Source organism: uncultured Marinobacter sp., from assembly GCF_947259545.1.
Lineage (GTDB): Bacteria > Pseudomonadota > Gammaproteobacteria > Pseudomonadales > Oleiphilaceae > Marinobacter.
Map to the genome: position 1 here is coordinate 599,887 of NZ_CAMYMK010000007.1, position 16,286 is coordinate 616,172.

A 16,286-nucleotide genomic window follows, 5' to 3' on the forward strand; every position below is an offset into this window, starting at 1 on the left:
ATGTTGAGTGCCTCCGTGGATCTGCGCAAGGCCGGCAATGGTGCCGCCAAGTCCACGGTTGTGGATGCCCAGATAGATCCCGTCGCCATTCCGCCGATGCCGGACTACAACGGCCGTATACTCGCTTACACGGCGACAGCGGCCATTATTGGTGCCGGCGTTTTTGAGGGGGCGTTTCCTGACTGGATGCTATGGCTGATTGGCGCAGCTTTGGCCTGGCCCCATATTGCCCACCTCCTGACCCGCCATACCTTGCTCAGACAATCCCCACGAATCCGTCAGAAAATGCTCATAGCGGATTGCGTCATCGGGGGAGGTTTTGTCGGCACCATAGGGGTGGTCGCCATTCCATCGGTATCCATCATGATGATGCTGATGTTCAGCTGCCTGATCGTAGGCGGCTTTCGTCAATGGGTGTTCGGTTCCGCGTTCATGGCTGCCTCGCTGTTCATCGGGCTGGCCATTTTCGGTCCGGCCGAAAGCTTCCAGGCGCCACTGCTCACCAGCATTCTATCGTTACTGGCAACCGGTCTATACATTTGTGTCACCGCCTATTACTCCCACCAGCAGGCACGGGCGCTGATGATGGCCAAGACCCAGATCCAGAATCAACGGGAACAGTCCATTGCTCTCTCCCACAAGTTGTCCAAGTACCTATCACCCCAGGTCTGGCAATCGATCTTTACCGGAGAGCGGGATGTGCGCCTTGAAACCCAGCGCAAGAAACTGGCCGTTTTCTTCTCCGACATCAAAGGCTTTACCGAATTGTCAGAGGAAATGGAGCCGGAAGCACTGACCGAACTGCTCAACCACTACTTCAATGGCATGTCGGAGGTGGCGTTGAAGTACGGCGGCACCATCGACAAGTTCGTCGGCGATTCGATCATGGTGTTCTTTGGCGACCCCACCAGCCGGGGCCAGAGAGAAGACGCCTTTGCCTGCGTGTCCATGGCCATTGAGATGCGCAAGCACATGAAAATCATGCGGCAGAAATGGCGCAGCCAGGGCATCAAGACCCCGCTGGAAATCCGCATGGGCATCAGTACCGGCTACACCACCGTCGGCAACTTTGGTGCCGAGAACCGCATGGATTACACCATTATCGGCAAGGAAGTGAACCTCGCCAGCCGCCTGGAATCCCTGGCCGATCCGGGTGAAATCCTGGTGTCCTATGAAACCTTCTCACTGATCAAGGACCGCATCATGTGTCGGGACAAGGGTGAGATTACGGTGAAAGGGTTTGGCAAGCCGGTACCGATTTATGAAGTGGTGGACTTCCGCCGCGACATGGGTCCGAACCGCAGTTTCCTGGAACACGAGCACAGCGGATTTGCCATGTACCTGGATTCCGAGAAGATCTCCGAGAGGGAACGCCACGCGATCCTGACCGCCCTGGAAGACGCCGCCGACCGCCTGCGGCAGGAAGAGGAAATCCGCTGATTCCCTCCCCTTGCGAACTTACTGGCGAATCAGCCGGGCCCCGGAACCATCTTCCGGGTCGGTACTGCGCCAGGGATTGATGTCGAGCCCGCCCCTGCGGGTATAGCGGGCACACACCATCAACGCTTCCGGTTTGCACCTTGCCATGATGTCGGTAAACAGGGTTTCCACGCAGTGCTCATGGAAGTCCTGCTTCTGGCGAAAGCTCACGATGTAGCGAAGCAATCCCCTGCGATCCAGTTTTGGCCCGGTGTAGCGGATCATCACCGTGGCCCAGTCAGGCTGACCGGTGACCGGGCAATTGCTTTTCAGCAAGTGAGAACAAAGGTTTTCCGATACCACCTCGCCAGACGCCGAAAGGGATTCCGGCGCGTAATCGTAGGTCACATCGTCCACGGTTTCGCCGTCGATCAGTTCATAGCCTTGCGGTCGGCCTTCCGCCATGGCGCCCTCATCCACACTGCGCATGGTCACCTGCACCGCAGCGCCACTGCCACTGGACAGGTCCCGGGTGATCACATCCGCGACCTGCTCAGGTGACGAAAACACCGCCTGGTTCAGCGAGTTCAGGTACAGCTTCAGGGACTTGGATTCAATAATGCACGGCGAAGCCGCGGGGAACCGAATCTCCGCCCAGGCCACGACCGGCACGCCATCAGCACGCAACCAGGACACCTCCCAGGCCTGCCAGAGATCCTCCCCGAACCAGGGCCAGCGCCCGTCCGACAGACCAATGCGGCGACGATTTTCCTCCCGGGGCACGGGGAAAAGCAGGTCCGGATTGTAGCGGTCCGGATACTCACTGGATTTGCCCAGGGGGGCATCGTTAAGTGCCATGAAGTGTCCTGTTCAAAAGGTGCTGAAAGTTAATGGCGAATGCCTTTGCCGCGCTTGAGCATTTGTAACGAAATCGCGGTCAGCAAGGCAATGAACACCAGGATCATACCCAGTGCCACAAAGGGATTCACGTCCGACACACCCAGAATACCAAACCGGAAGGCATTCACCATGTACAGAATCGGATTGATCATGGACACGCCCTGCCAGAAGTCCGGCAACATATTGATGCTGTAGAACACCCCACCCAGATAGGTCAGCGGTGTAAGCACGAACGTGGGCACGATGGAAATATCATCAAACTTGGTAGCCAGCATGGCGTTGATAAACCCGCCCAGGGCAAACAGCGCCGAGGTCAAAAATACCGTGAGCACCACCATCGGCAGGTTGTGAATGTCCAGCCGGGTAAACCCCAGCGACAGCAGCGTCACGATCAGCCCGATTCCCAGGCCGCGGGCCATACCGCCGCAGACATACCCGGCCAGAATGATCCAGTTGGGCACTGGCGATACCAGTAGCTCCTCAATGCTTCGCTGGAACTTCATTGAAAAGAACGACGACACCACATTGGCGTAGGAACTGGTGATCACCGCCATCATGATCAGCCCGGGCACAATGAAGGACATATAATCGAAGCCCCCCATGTCACCGATCCGGGAACCAATCAGGTTGCCGAAAATGATGAAGTACAGCGTCATGGTGACCGCCGGTGGTAACAGGGTCTGGGGCCAGATCCGGGTGAACCGGCGGATCTCCCGGATCACGATAGTGTTGAACGCCGTGACCATTGCCTGGACCTTCATGCGACACCTCCCTGAGCTTCCCGGGCATTCTCTTCCACCATCCGGATAAACAGCTCCTCCAGACGGTTGGCCTTGGTCCGCATACTCACCACCTTGATTCCCCGCTGCTCCAGTTGCACAAACACCTGGTTCAGGCCCTGACCTTTCTGGACCTCCACTTCCAGTGCGCCCTCCTCACTCAGGCGGCACGGAAAGCCGTCCAGCGCAGGCGCACCCTCCAGTGTGGTTTCCGTATCCAGCACAAAGGTTTCCACATGCAGCTGCTGCAGCAGCTCACGCTTGCTGGTGTGTTTCAGGATCCGCCCATGGTCAATGATCGCAATGTTGCGACACAGGGCCTCGGCTTCTTCCAGATAGTGGGTCGTGAGGATAATCGTGGTGCCCTGACGGTTCATTTCCTCCAGGAACGTCCACATGGACCGGCGCAGTTCAATATCGACACCCGCAGTCGGTTCGTCCAGGATCAGCAGCTTTGGCTCATGCACCAGGGCGCGGGCAATCATCAGCCGGCGCTTCATACCGCCGGACAGCATCCGTGCCGGGGTGTCTTTTTTGTCCCAGAGCCCCAGCTTGCGCAGGTATTTTTCAGCCGACACCTTTGCCTGCTTCAGCGGGATGCCGTAGTAACCCGCCTGGGTAGTGACAATGTCAAAGACCTTCTCAAACTGATTGAAATTGAACTCCTGGGGCACCACCCCGAGGTTCAGTTTGGCGTCAGAGAGATGGGTATCGATGTCATAACCAAACACCCGAACCTTGCCCCCGGTCTTGTTCACCAGGGAACACACGATGCCCAGTGTGGTGGATTTACCAGCCCCGTTGGGCCCCAGCAGAGCGAAAAAATCCCCCTGCCTGACGTTCATGTCGATACCCTTGAGGGCGTGGAAACCATCACCGTAGGTTTTGGTCAGCCCCTCGATCTCCAGTGCGTTGGTCATAAATTACCCAGAAGTGTGGCATGTCAGGCACAAAGGCCCGGCCCATTACATGATCCGTTAAACCAGAAATGTTTTAAGTTGTGGCAACCATGGAATTTTCAAGTCACGGCAGCGGATTTGCCCGCCCCGGAAAAGGTTCAAACTGCGACAGGATTCCCGATATCCCCTCGCGCCCCTCCCTATAATGCCGGTTACAACAATTTACAAAAGGCCCGGCGAAGCAGACGCTTCCTCACGGCAGGCCGCACGACCAGGGAATGCAGGCAACACCATGAGATCCGTTCACCTTACTCGATTGTCCCTGCCATTGATGGCAGTGCTGTTCTTATCTGGCTGCCTCGGTGGCGGCGGAGGCAGCAGCGACGACACCCGAACCGGCTCACTGACATACAACGGCATCAGTGGCCTGCACTACACCACTGCCAGCCGCAGCGAACAAACCGACAGTGCCGGACAGTTCCGCTATTACCCCGGTGAGCGTATCTCATTCCGGGTTGGCAACCTGCCCCTCGCCACTGACGTGCCCACCGACCAATACCTTACCCCACTGGAATTCCTTGCGGATATCCGGAAAAGCCTGAATAACCCGGGCACCGATCACGAAGGGTTGCAGACACACCAGATCACCGAACAGCAATTGTTGTCCGACACCACGCTGCTCAATCTCACCCGATTCCTGCTCGCCCTGAACTGGAACGAAAGGATCACCGAAGGCAACGGAATAGAGATCCGTGACCGGGTGGTGCAACAACTGAATGACGCCTTACCCGATTTGACGGCGCCGATCGACTTCACTGTCAGCGAAACCGATTTTACCGCACTGGGGAGCACACCCTCCCCGGCCAACCAGCTGCTGGCAGGCATCTGCTTCTACCCGGAAGAGGATGAACTCTGTCAGACACCGCCCAGCCAGGAAGAGATCAACAACGCCCCACCCCGGCCGGAGGACGAAGACCTGCGCGACCCTGAAATGGACTACCAGGAAGACCTGCAGAGCAGACGTGATCGCATTCTGGATGCGACCCGCAGCCTGGAGGATTTCGACACCGAAGCGGCTCAGGACTACCTGACGCGGGAACTCAACGCCATAACCACCGACATCGGTAACCGCTACTATCTGGACAACGAAACCGCCAACCACCCGGCCAGCGACACCGGAATCAAAGACGTGAGCATCCGCCGTATCAACGGGGAAACGGACCTGGACAAGGTCGAGGCCATCAGCACGCGCAACCAGGATGTGGTGATTCATGCCTTCGGCTGGCAGACGGCAACGGTGGAGTACTTCATTGCGGGCGACAGCGGAGGCGAATCAGAAGTCATCGTCAACTTTCGCCCGCGGAACAGCTATCGCTGGGTAAGAAAAAGCCTCAGGGTCATCATTGACTGACAACGCCTGAGGCTTGCTGGAAAATCAGGAGCCGACCAGTCGGGACAGGTTCCAGCGCGATTCCGTTCCGGTGACATCAAAGTGCTCAGGGTTGAGCCCTTCCGTACCATGAGGCAGGCACTCGGAAATGGACAGGGTTTCCGCCGGCCCCTTGCCTTCATTGAAGCTTGCCAGATCAATAATCTTGGCGGACTTCAGCGGCTCCTGGTATTGATTGGTCATCACCATCACCTGCGGCCACAAACGACGATCGGCAGAATGGGATACGACAATTCCCCGCTGTCCGTCATTGAGCTGCACCAGACTGCCGGTGGGATAGATCCCGACGGCCTGGATAAACTTCTCGATCAGGTCTCCCTGGAACTCGATGTTGCGCATGTCATACAGCAGGTTGACGGCTTTTGCCGGGGTCAGGGGCTCGGAGTTGTCCCGTGGGGCAATCACCGTTTCGAAGAACTCGGCCAGCCCGGCGATCTTGGCCAGCAGTGGAATGCGGTCGCCGCGGACGCCTTCCGGGAAGCCCGATCCGTTATGACGCTCACGGTGCCCCTGCACCACACTGACCACAGCGCGAGACACACCGGTACCATCCAGCATGGCCACGCCCCGCTCAACATAGCCACGGTAACGCGCGAATTCATCCGCATCCAGCTTGCCTTCCTTTTGCAGCAGCTCAAGGGGAAGCTCTGTCTTACCCACCTGTGACAACAGGCACCCGAGGCCCAGATGGTTGAGCAGCCCTTCGTTCAGGCCCAGATGGCGACCACATATCAGAGCCCACACCGCCGTATTCATGGCATGGCGGTAGGTGAAGTCATCGTGCTCCCGGGTACGACTCAGCCACAGCAACGCATTCGGGTTGCGAATCACACTGGACACCATCTTGCGGGTGACCCTGGCCACTTCCCTCAGATCCGGGGTTTCCTCACGATGGACAGACACGACTACCCGACTCAGGGCGGTTTCGGCATCAGCCAGGACCGTTCCCGAAAGCTTGAGTTCCTTTTTGAGGGTCGACGAGTTTTCGTACCGGACCGGATCCTTGATCTGCAACGGCGGCAGCTGGATCACTTCCCGATTGTCGCCATACTTCCTGTTGGAGCGCTTGCCGAATACCGTGCCTGACGGATTGACCGCATCAAGCCTGTCGCGCGCTTCCGCTACGTCGATCACAACCCACTTGCAGTGGGACATCACTGACCGGATGTCATCCTGGGAACGAATGTGAAAGCCCTGAATAGGGAAAGGTGTCTGGTGCCAAGGCCGATCCAGATCGGATACGAACATCCCTACCTGCAGATCATGTACGGCGATTTTCCTTTGACGAACGCCCACGACGCACCCCTTATATCAAAATTATCGATACTTACTATTCTGACGCAGCCAGCGAAAGAGTCCATTACATTTCTGTAGTGCAAAGTAACCGGGAAGCAACATGGCGTAACCATTGCTATCACGGAGCAACAAAATGTAGCAGTGTGATGGAGCTCACACTTCTGGTACAAAAGTGTCAATCTGCGTCACATATCGAGTCATCGATAACCGGAGGCCCCGCATCCAGTGCGGCTCGGGGAGCTGTACGAAGATGGACCCTGTACGGCACAGACGATGGACGGAGGTAATCGGTTCCATCCAGATCGTCTCCCTCACCACGATGAGTCGCAACGGGCCGGCAGGACACCCTCAGCTCCAGTGAGGTGCCGATATCCACCACCCTGGCTTGCTCATTACCGGGATCGATCACCATACAGGCCGTTTGCTCGCTGGCAGGTTCGCCACTGTCGGCGACAATATCCTGGTCCGACAGGCCACAGGCACGAATCCCACCGGCGCACTCCCCCGCACCGGCATGGGAGTCGTCCGCAAGGCGCCAGATGCGGCTACTGCATTGGGTAGTCAGGATTATCGGCGTGGACTTGTCCGCCACCACCCACCAGTCCGGATAGTCTGCTGTTTGCCAGCTGAGAAGGACCTGGCGCACCTCACCTCCGGAGTTTTCTGCCGGAAACAGGCCGTAGTGGGTATAGTATGAAGCACATCCGGTCAAACCGAATGGCAGGCAAAGAAAGCACAGTAAGAGAAAACGAAAGTTAGTCATTCTGGCGGATTCGCTGCTGGAAATGGGTAATCAGGACCCGCCATTATCCATACAGAAGGGACAGAAACCGTTTATTGATCCGCAAATTGCAAACCGAAACCATCATTGCTCCGGCGCACCACTGTCATCTCCAGCACCGGCGCCGGGACCGGCAACCCCTGGACCTGTACCTCCACCCTGTCACCTATCTCCGGATCAAAAAACTCCTCGCCAACAACAATAAAGATACCGCCATCGGATATATCCCGGGTCGAGAACAGGAACTCCCCGAAAACACCATGGCGCACCATCACCTGCGCACTCATCGCCGTACGACCGTGCTCTCTCCGGTCATTCTCTCCCATAGACTGCAAATCCACCGAATTTACTTGGTTTTTAGGGTCTTCCGAAGCATAGCACCATTCATCCAGAAAATTGCAATACTCAACTTGACATAACCGTGAACACAAATGAGAATGGTTGACGTTTCTAGTTCCGCAATCACCAAAAGATAGTGGAAACCCCTCCGCTTGAGAAAGGATGTCATAGTATGCGAATGAAACTGGCTGCTGCCGCCACCGTGGCACTTTCCGTCATGCCTCTGAGCGCTTCCGCTGACGGCGAAGTTAATATCTATTCCTACCGTCAGGCTTACCTGCTCGAACCCCTGCTCAACGCATTTGAAGAGGAAACCGGTATCAAGGCCAATGTGGTCTTCGCCAAAAAGGGCCTCGCCGAACGCCTGGAGCGTGAGGGTCGCAACAGCCCGGCAGATATCGTGATGACCGTCGATATCTCCCGGATCCACGAACTGGTCGAGCGTGACCTGGTCGCCAGCGTGGATAATGACACCCTGGAAAACAACATTCCGGAGAACCTGCGTCACCCGGATGGCAAGTGGTTTGCGCTGACTACCCGCGGGCGTCTGATCTTTGCTTCAAAGGACCGCGTTGAAGAGGGTGAAATCACCACCTACGAGCAGTTGGCCGACGACAAGTGGGACAACCGCATCTGTACCCGCAGCGGCAAGCACCCTTACAACATCGCCCTGATCTCCTCCATGATCGCCCACCACGGCGAGGAAGAAACCGAGAAGTGGCTGGAAGGCGTAAAAGACAACCTGGCCCGCAAGCCCCAGGGTGGCGATCGTGACCAGATCAAAGCCATCGCCGAAGGCGTATGCGACCTGGCCATCGGCAACAGCTACTACTACGGCAACATGCTGAACGATGAAAACCAGCGTCCGGCCGCTGAAGCTGTACGCCTGGTATTTCCGAATGCAGACGGTCGTGGCACCCACGTCAACATCAGCGGCATCCAGTTGACCAAGAGCGCGCCCAACCGCGACAACGCTATCAAGCTGATGGAGTTCCTCTCTACCGAGGAAGCCCAGCGCATTTACGCTGAAGCGAACACCGAATACCCGGCAAACCCGAACGTCAGCCCGTCTGGCCAGGTGGCCGAATGGGGTGACATCACCCCTGACCAGCTGTCACTGCAGGAAATTGCCGAAAACCGCAATGCAGCCGTCAAACTGGTTGACCGGGTCGATTACGACAACCTGTAAACCGGTCTCTCGCGAAAAAGGGTGGGCCTGGCCCACCCTTTTTTGTCTGCAAAGGCCATAAAACCCGCTCTCAGGCCACCCCAGTCATTGCAGCGACCGCCGCAGGTGACTAGAATCGTGGCTCTTTTCAGGAGAGCAAAAGGAACGACATGACCGAGGCAGCCTCCAGCGGTGAAACCGGGCTAGGTCAGCCCCTGCTGGCGAAACGCACCTCAAAGCGGTGGCTTATATCAGCTGCCCTTACCACTGCGATCGTTGCACTCCCGGTTGTATCGGTTCTTTTCCTGGCCCTGTTCCCGGATGAAAACATCTGGCCCCACCTGCTGGATACCACACTCCCCCGTTACCTGATCACAACGTTCAAGCTGATGCTTGGCGTGGCCGCTATTACCCTGGTGATCGGGCTGGCAACGGCCTGGGCGGTGACGATGTGCGAGTTCCCGGGGCGTCGTTTCTTTGAATGGGCCATGCTGCTGCCCTTCGCCGTCCCTGCCTACGTTATCGCCTATGTGTATACCAGCCTGCTGGACTACGCCGGGCCGGTCCAGAAAGCATTACGGGAAATCTTCGGCTGGGAAAGCGCCAGGGATTACTGGTTTCCGGAGATCCGCTCCCTGGAAGGCGCCACCCTGATGATCGGACTGGTCCTCTACCCCTACGTTTACCTGTTGGCCCGCGCCGCCTTTCTGGAGCAATCCCCTTCGTTGTTTGCCGTCAGCCGCAGCCTGGGGCATTCCGCCATCAGTACGTTTTTCCGGGTGGTTCTGCCCATCGCCCGGCCCGCCATTGCCGTGGGGCTGTCCCTGGTGCTGATGGAGACCCTCAACGATTTCGGCACCGTTGATTTCTTCGCCGTCCAGACCCTGACGGCCGGCCTGTTCGATACCTGGATGAACCTGGGCAACCTTGGCGGCGCGGCACAGATAGCCACCACCATGCTGGTCTTCGTGGTGATCCTGGTCACACTGGAGCGGTACTCCCGTCGCCGGCAACAACAGTTTGCCGCCCGGGACAACCGGGACCCGATTCGCCGTTTCACCTTGACCCGGCCCCGGCAACTGATCTGCATTGCCGTCTGTATCCTGCCGGTCACCCTCGGCTTTGTGGTCCCGGCGATAACGCTGGGCCAGTATGCCTGGGAATACTTTGACGAGAGCTGGAACTCCGAGTTTATCCGCAACACCCTGAACAGCCTGTTCCTGTCCGGTACCGCAGCCCTGACCACCCTGTTGATTGGCGTGACCCTCGCTTACAGCCGGCGCCTGCACGATACCCGGGGCATGCAGATCATGATGCGTCTCTCCAGCCTGGGCTACGCCATGCCCGGCGCGGTACTGGCCGTGGGTGTCATCATCCCCCTGGCGGGTTTCGACAACTGGTTGGACGGATTAATGCGCGACACCTTCAACATCAGCACTGGCCTGCTGCTGAGCGGCTCAGCCTTTGCCCTGGTGTTTGCCTACACGGTTCGTTTCCTGGCGGTATCAGCGGGTAGCGTGGAAAGCGCACTGCAGAAGATTACCCCCAGTATGGACATGGCATCCCGCTCCATGGGGCACTCACCCGGCAGCACCCTGTTACGGGTGCACCTGCCCATGCTTCGGGGAACCCTGATTACTGCGGCGCTGGTGGTGTTCGTGGACTGCATGAAGGAACTGCCGGCAACGCTGATCCTGAGGCCGTTCAATTTCGAGACCCTGGCCACCTACGTGTACCAGTTCGCCTCGGATGAAAAGCTTGCACACAGTGCGCTACCGGCTTTGATTATTGTACTGGCGGGCATTATCCCCATCATTTTGATGAGTCGATCCATATCCAACACCCGAAGCATCGCCTAACACTAGGACAGAGCCGATCAGATGATGGGGCGTGAACTGGCGTCCTGTACCACAAAGCGCCCCTGGAAGGTGGCTACCGGGGCGCCCTTCGGATCGGTCGTCGGTTCCCCGCAATAGACATCCGCATGCAGGGCTATACGAGCCTTGCCATGGCGCGCCAGACTCTTTCTGAAGCGATCAGGGATCTCTCCGCCGGGAAGGCGGCACAGGGCGTAGAAGTCCCCCTCCACTGGCATCAGATAATCCATGTTTCCGCTCTGAACCATCACATTGCCTCTCAGCCCCATATCCGCAATAGCCAGCTCGACCAGCCCCCAGGCTGCGGTAACCGCTACCGAATAGACGCTACCCCCGAAACCGGTGCCCTGGTGATTATGGTTGGGCTCCAGCGGTGCACTCACTAACAGCGCATGGCCGTCATAGGAAAGCACCTCAAGGCCCAGGGCCCGGGTCAGGGGAATGGATTCATGAATGTGTTTCAGGAAACGGGCTAACTGAGTCATACTCCCTCCTCGATTGCACTCAGTTTATTCCCTTGCCCCCGATCGCCCTATGCGACTTATGTAGCCTTTTTGTGACCAATAATTAAAAAGGCCCGGAAAAATCCGGGCCTTTTCTCGGTCACCAGGTGCGGGTTAATCCGCACCCCAATGGCAGGTGTTACTGCCAGATCACGGGCTGACGCTTGGCGTACCAGCTGTCCACCTTCTCCTGGTAGGCATCCTCCACCACATTGCGCTTCAGCTTCAGCGTTGGCGTCAGGAAGCTGTTCTCGATGGACCATTCATCGCTGACAACCGTAATGAACGCCAGCTGCTCGTGCGGATCCACCGTCTTGTTCACTTCCTTGATAAGGTCCTTGAAGCTGGCTTCCAGATCCTTACGGAAAGCCTCATCTGCCAGTTTCGGACGGGTTTCCTCGCCCAGCATCACCAGCGCATGGGGCTGGGTCTGGTTGGCGCCGGACACACACACCATCTCGATGGCGTCATGGGACATCAGGCGGTTTTCGATAGGCGCCGGGGCAATGTACTTGCCCTTACTGGTCTTGAAGATTTCCTTGATGCGGCCGGTGATCTTGAGGCGGCCCATGTTGTCAATCTCACCCTTGTCACCGGTTTTCAGGAAACCGTCTTCGGTGAAGGTTTCGCGGGTTTTCTCTTCGTCCTTGTAGTAACCCATCATGGTGGCCGGGCTCTTGACCAGGATCTCGCCCATGTCACTGATCTTCACTTCCACGCCGGGCGCAGCTTCGCCCACATAACCGGTGCGGGAACGGCCAGGCTTACTCATGTGGGAATAGGCAAAGTTCTCGGACATGCCATAACCTTCCAGCAGTTCCAGGCCCAGGTTGCGATACCAGTCCAGTACATCGTGGGACAGCGGCGCTGAACCACTGCCGGCCAGCTTCACCTTGTCCAGACCAAGACCTTTAAGAACTTTCTTTTTAATCAGGCCACTTACGACAGGAATCTTAAGCAGTCTATCAAGCTTCTTCTTGGGCATCTTCTGCAAGACACCGTGCTGGAATTTCACCCACAGGCGCGGCACGGACAGGAACAGTGTTGGCTGCGCACGCTGCAGATCCTGAACAAAGGTGTCGAGGGATTCTGCAAAGAACAGCTGGAACCCGGAGTACAGAGACCCCAGCTCCACAAAAGTACGCTCAAACACGTGAGCCAGCGGCAGATAGGACAGCATACGCTCATCCGGCCCCACACCCAGCACCTCGGCACCACCGGTGGCGGCGAAGGCCATGTTCTCAAAGCTCAGCATCACGCCTTTCGGGCGACCGGTGCTGCCGGACGTATAAACGATGGTTGCCAGCTCATCCGCATCCCGGGTGGTGTTCTCTTCCATGGGCGGAAACTTGGCCACCAGATCATTCCAGGTCTCGAAGTCGTTGGGCGGGCTCACCGGATAGGACACACACCGAACGCTCTCGGGCACACCGGGCTTCATCGTATCCCAGTCATCCAGCTTGCCAACGAACAACACCTCACACTCGCTGTGGTTGAGGATGTAGTTGACGGTGTCCGCATTCAGGGTTGGATACAGCGGTACGGAAATGTGGCCAGCCATCCAGATCGCCCAGTCGGACATGATCCAGTGCGCACAGTTCTTGGAAATAATCCCCACCCTGCTCTTTTCCGGCAGGTCCAGAGACTTCAGGTACGACGCCATGCGGCGGGCTTCGTCAACGGCGCGCTTCCAGGTGAACTCATCCACCTCACCGTTACCCATTGGCTGCGTCATATAAAGGGAATTGGCCTTGGCCTTTTCCCAGTAATAGACCATATCCAGAGGAAGTTTGTTTGTTGTGTCCATCGACCGTTCCTTGCTTGCAAGTTATTTGAGTTATTGGGATGACCTGTGTCCTGTGAGAGCCGGCCTCTTTGCGGGCTTTTTAGACTTTCGTAGCGTATTGCAACACACCACCTTTCGTCAAAACGTGATAGCGGTAAAACAATTGCACTTCTCATATTTTTACAGATTTTCAGCAACGCTTTGATACGAATCAGGTAACTTCCCCTACCCCGCTCTCTGTTTCCCTATGGTAAACTTGCGCCCCTTTAAAACCTTGAAATCAAAACCTTGAAATCACCGCTCAATACACTCGGGAGAAAGGGCTTATGGCCAAGAAGACTCTGCGAACCCTGATTGGTGCAACCCTGCTGGCCGCAGCGGGACTGGCACAAGGCGAAGAACCACGGGTAGTTGCCGTTACCCAGATTGTGGAACATCCGGCTCTGGATGCGGTTTACCAGGGGGTCAGGGATGAACTGGCCGAAGAGGGATTCACCGAAGGCGATAACCTCAAGCTCATGCACGAGAGCGCCCAGGGCAATGCCGCCATTGCCTCCCAGATTGCCCGCAAATTCGTTGGCGAAGGCCCGGACGTCATCGTCGCCATCGCGACGCCGTCTGCCCAGACCATGGCGGCCGCGGCCCGCAACATCCCGGTTATCTTTTCCGCGGTAACCGATCCGGTCGGTGCCAAGCTAGTGAAAAGTCTGGAAGCGCCCGGCGCTAATATCACCGGCGTTACCGATATGCTGCCGATCGAGCGCCACATTGATCTGCTGGAGCGCCTGGTACCGAACGCCAAGGCCATCGGTACCGTTTATAACCCCGGCGAAGCCAACGCTGTGGCCCTGGTGGAACTGCTGGAAGAGCGCCTGCAGGCCCGTGGCATGACCCTGGTCAAGGCCGCCGCCACCAAGACCTCCGAAGTGCTGGGTGCCGCCCGCTCGCTGGTGGGCAAGGCAGACGCCATCTACCTGACCACCGACAACACCGTGATCAGCGCCGCAGAAGCGGTGGTTTCCGTGGGTGAGCGTGCCAAGATTCCGGTATTCGCCGCGGATACCGCCACCGTCAGCCGTGGCGCGGTTGCCGCCCTCGGATTTGATTACTACGATCACGGCCGCCAGACCGGCAACATGGTGGCGCGTGTGCTGAACGGCGCCAACCCCGGCGACATGGCGGTGGAATCCGTGGATACGCTGAACCTGTTTGTGAATCCCGCAGCAGCCGAGCGCATGGGCATTACCCTGTCCGACGATGTGCTCAACGATGCCCAGGAAATCGTCAAAAGCGATAAGTAACACCTGACCCAATACGGGCGGGCCTCACAAGGGCCCGCCCGTATTCTTTTACAGCGAATATTACCCATGCTCAGTGACATTGCTCTATACGGCGCCATTGAAACCGGTCTGATTTACGGTCTGGTCGCCTTCGGTATCTACATCTCTTTCCGGGTCCTGGACTTTCCGGACCTGACCGTGGACGGCAGCTTCCCCCTCGGGGCCGCCGTCGCCGCCATGCTGATCCTCGCCGGCTGGAATCCCTGGATTGCCACCGGTGCCGCAATACTGGCCGGCATGGCCGCCGGTGCGGTCACCGCCCTGCTGAACGTCAAGCTGAATATTCTTAACCTGCTGGCGTCCATCCTCACCATGATCGCGCTCTATTCCGTGAACCTTCGCATCATGGGCCGCCCCAACGTGGCGCTGTTGACCGAGGAAACCGTGCTCACCCCCTGGTACGACCTGGGCCTGGCCTACCACCAGGTGCCAGTGGTGCTGTTCGTGATTGTGGTGCTGGTCTCCCTGATTTTGCTGTGGCGTTTCATGAAATCCGAAACCGGCCTGGCAATGCGCGCCACCGGCGCCAATGCCCGCATGGCCCGGGCCCAGGGTATTGCCACCGGCGGCATGATCGTCCTTGGTGTCGCCCTTTCCAACGGCCTGGTGGGCCTGGCCGGCGCCCTGTTTGCCCAGAGCCAGGGCGCGGCGGACGTCACCATGGGTGTGGGTGTGATTGTTATCGGCCTGGCGTCCCTGATTGGTGGCGAAGCGGTAATTACGCCGTCCACCGTGGTTCGGGCACTGATCGCGTGCGTGGCAGGCGCCATCATCTACCGGCTGGCCATTGCCTTCGCACTGAACGCCGAGTTCCTCGGGTTGCAGTCCCAGGACCTGAACCTGATCACGGCGGTACTGGTTACCCTGGCGATCGTCCTCCCTGGCGTTCGCACCTCGGTCGCCGCCAAGCTCACCCGCAAAAAAGCCTGAGAGGTACAGCATGATTAGCGCAACGGATCTCAGACTGACGTTTGGCAAGGGCACGCCCCTGGAAAACCCCGCGCTGCGGGGCATGAGCCTGACCGTCAACCAGGGTGAGTTTGTCACCGTGATCGGCAGTAACGGCGCCGGCAAATCCACCTTCCTGAACGCCCTCGCCGGCGAAGTGATGGTGGACAGCGGCAAGATCATTGTCGACAACCAGGACGTCACCAAGCTGCCAACACACAAGCGCGCGGGCCGTGTTGCCCGGGTGTTCCAGGACCCGTTGGCCGGCACCTGCGAAGGGCTGACCATTGAGGAAAACCTGGCCCTGGCCATCAAACGTGGCCAGCGCCGTGGGCTGACCGCCGCCGTAAAGAAGGAATACATGGAGCGATTCCGCAACAGCCTGTCCTCCCTCAAGCTGGGGCTGGAAAACCGCCTGGGTGACAAGATGGGCCTGTTGTCTGGTGGTCAGCGCCAGGCCGTCAGCCTGCTGATGGCAAGCCTGACGCCTTCTGCCATCCTGCTGCTGGACGAGCACACCGCCGCGCTGGACCCGAAAACCGCCGCCTTCGTGCTGGAGCTCACCACCCAGATCATCGAGGAGCAGAAGCTAACCGCGCTGATGGTTACCCACAGCATGAAGCAGGCACTGGAGGTCGGTGACCGCACCGTGATGCTGCACCAGGGTGAAGTGGTGTTTGATATCGAAGGTGAGAAACGCGAAGGGCTGGAGGTCAAAGACCTGCTGGGACTGTTCGAGAAGCAACGGGGGCTGGAGATCGACGACGACAGCCTGCTGCTGGACTGACCGACACCCTACCC

Annotated in this window: 15 protein-coding genes; 7 read left to right on the plus strand and 8 right to left on the minus strand. The window is 58.0% G+C overall.

Features of this window, described 5'->3' with window-relative positions:
- A complete protein-coding gene (locus Q0Y21_RS10535; RefSeq protein WP_297794789.1) occupies nucleotides 1-1,440 on the plus strand; it encodes an adenylate/guanylate cyclase domain-containing protein in 1,440 nt (479 codons plus the stop codon).
- An 18-nt stretch (nucleotides 1,441-1,458) separates the two neighbouring features.
- On the opposite strand, the gene queF is transcribed toward Q0Y21_RS10535, so the two are convergent.
- From queF to Q0Y21_RS10550, 3 genes are read right to left on the minus strand one after another with little or no spacing between them, the layout of a single operon-like run.
- Nucleotides 1,459-2,277 (minus strand): NADPH-dependent 7-cyano-7-deazaguanine reductase QueF, encoded by an 819-nt coding sequence (gene queF / locus Q0Y21_RS10540; RefSeq protein ID WP_297794792.1) that lies wholly within the window; start codon nucleotides 2,275-2,277, stop codon nucleotides 1,459-1,461.
- A gap of 29 nt (nucleotides 2,278-2,306) precedes the next feature.
- Entirely contained in the window at nucleotides 2,307-3,080 is a 774-nt protein-coding gene (locus Q0Y21_RS10545; protein WP_297794794.1) for an ABC transporter permease, read from the minus strand.
- Nucleotides 3,077-4,018: an ABC transporter ATP-binding protein gene (locus tag Q0Y21_RS10550; RefSeq protein WP_297794797.1), complete on the minus strand. Its 942-nt coding sequence runs from the start codon at nucleotides 4,016-4,018 to the stop codon at nucleotides 3,077-3,079. Before Q0Y21_RS10550 ends, Q0Y21_RS10545 begins: the two co-directional genes overlap by 4 nt.
- A 271-nt stretch (nucleotides 4,019-4,289) precedes the next feature.
- Here Q0Y21_RS10550 and Q0Y21_RS10555 point away from each other — a divergent pair, with 271 nt between their 5' ends.
- Nucleotides 4,290-5,408: an organic solvent ABC transporter permease gene (locus tag Q0Y21_RS10555; protein ID WP_297794799.1), complete on the plus strand. Its 1,119-nt coding sequence runs from the start codon at nucleotides 4,290-4,292 to the stop codon at nucleotides 5,406-5,408.
- Nucleotides 5,409-5,432: 24 nt separating this feature from the next.
- On the opposite strand, the gene Q0Y21_RS10560 is transcribed toward Q0Y21_RS10555, so the two are convergent.
- From Q0Y21_RS10560 to Q0Y21_RS10570, 3 genes are all read right to left on the minus strand, one after another.
- Nucleotides 5,433-6,743 carry an HD-GYP domain-containing protein gene (locus Q0Y21_RS10560; protein ID WP_297794802.1) on the minus strand — a complete coding sequence of 437 codons (1,311 nt, stop codon included), beginning with the start codon at nucleotides 6,741-6,743 and terminating at the stop codon, nucleotides 5,433-5,435.
- A 175-nt stretch (nucleotides 6,744-6,918) separates the two neighbouring features.
- Complete coding sequence (locus Q0Y21_RS10565) at nucleotides 6,919-7,389, minus strand: hypothetical protein (protein ID WP_297794804.1); 471 nt, start codon at nucleotides 7,387-7,389, stop codon at nucleotides 6,919-6,921.
- A 188-nt stretch (nucleotides 7,390-7,577) separates the two neighbouring features.
- Nucleotides 7,578-7,850: a PilZ domain-containing protein gene (locus Q0Y21_RS10570; protein ID WP_297794807.1), complete on the minus strand. Its 273-nt coding sequence runs from the start codon at nucleotides 7,848-7,850 to the stop codon at nucleotides 7,578-7,580.
- A gap of 185 nt (nucleotides 7,851-8,035) precedes the next feature.
- On the opposite strand from Q0Y21_RS10570, the gene Q0Y21_RS10575 reads away from it, so the two are divergent.
- Both Q0Y21_RS10575 and Q0Y21_RS10580 read left to right on the plus strand, forming a co-directional pair.
- Entirely contained in the window at nucleotides 8,036-9,052 is a 1,017-nt protein-coding gene (locus Q0Y21_RS10575) for a Fe(3+) ABC transporter substrate-binding protein (protein ID WP_297794809.1), read from the plus strand.
- Between the two features lie 149 nt (nucleotides 9,053-9,201).
- Entirely contained in the window at nucleotides 9,202-10,890 is a 1,689-nt protein-coding gene (locus tag Q0Y21_RS10580) for an iron ABC transporter permease (RefSeq protein WP_297794812.1), read from the plus strand.
- A gap of 17 nt (nucleotides 10,891-10,907) precedes the next feature.
- Here Q0Y21_RS10580 and Q0Y21_RS10585 read toward each other — a convergent pair whose 3' ends face one another.
- Both Q0Y21_RS10585 and Q0Y21_RS10590 read right to left on the minus strand, forming a co-directional pair.
- Nucleotides 10,908-11,393, minus strand: a complete 486-nt coding sequence (locus tag Q0Y21_RS10585; RefSeq protein WP_297794815.1) for a thioesterase domain-containing protein — start codon at nucleotides 11,391-11,393, stop codon at nucleotides 10,908-10,910.
- A 157-nt stretch (nucleotides 11,394-11,550) separates the two neighbouring features.
- Complete coding sequence (locus Q0Y21_RS10590) at nucleotides 11,551-13,218, minus strand: AMP-binding protein (protein WP_297794818.1); 1,668 nt, start codon at nucleotides 13,216-13,218, stop codon at nucleotides 11,551-11,553.
- A gap of 305 nt (nucleotides 13,219-13,523) precedes the next feature.
- Between Q0Y21_RS10590 and Q0Y21_RS10595 the strand changes: the two genes are divergently transcribed.
- From Q0Y21_RS10595 to Q0Y21_RS10605, 3 genes are all read left to right on the plus strand, one after another.
- Complete coding sequence (locus Q0Y21_RS10595; RefSeq protein WP_297794820.1) at nucleotides 13,524-14,498, plus strand: ABC transporter substrate-binding protein; 975 nt, start codon at nucleotides 13,524-13,526, stop codon at nucleotides 14,496-14,498.
- A gap of 66 nt (nucleotides 14,499-14,564) precedes the next feature.
- Complete coding sequence (locus tag Q0Y21_RS10600; RefSeq protein WP_012137247.1) at nucleotides 14,565-15,467, plus strand: ABC transporter permease; 903 nt, start codon at nucleotides 14,565-14,567, stop codon at nucleotides 15,465-15,467.
- 10 nt (nucleotides 15,468-15,477) lie between these two features.
- Entirely contained in the window at nucleotides 15,478-16,272 is a 795-nt protein-coding gene (locus Q0Y21_RS10605) for an ABC transporter ATP-binding protein (RefSeq protein WP_297794824.1), read from the plus strand.
- Nucleotides 16,273-16,286 lie beyond the last annotated feature (14 nt).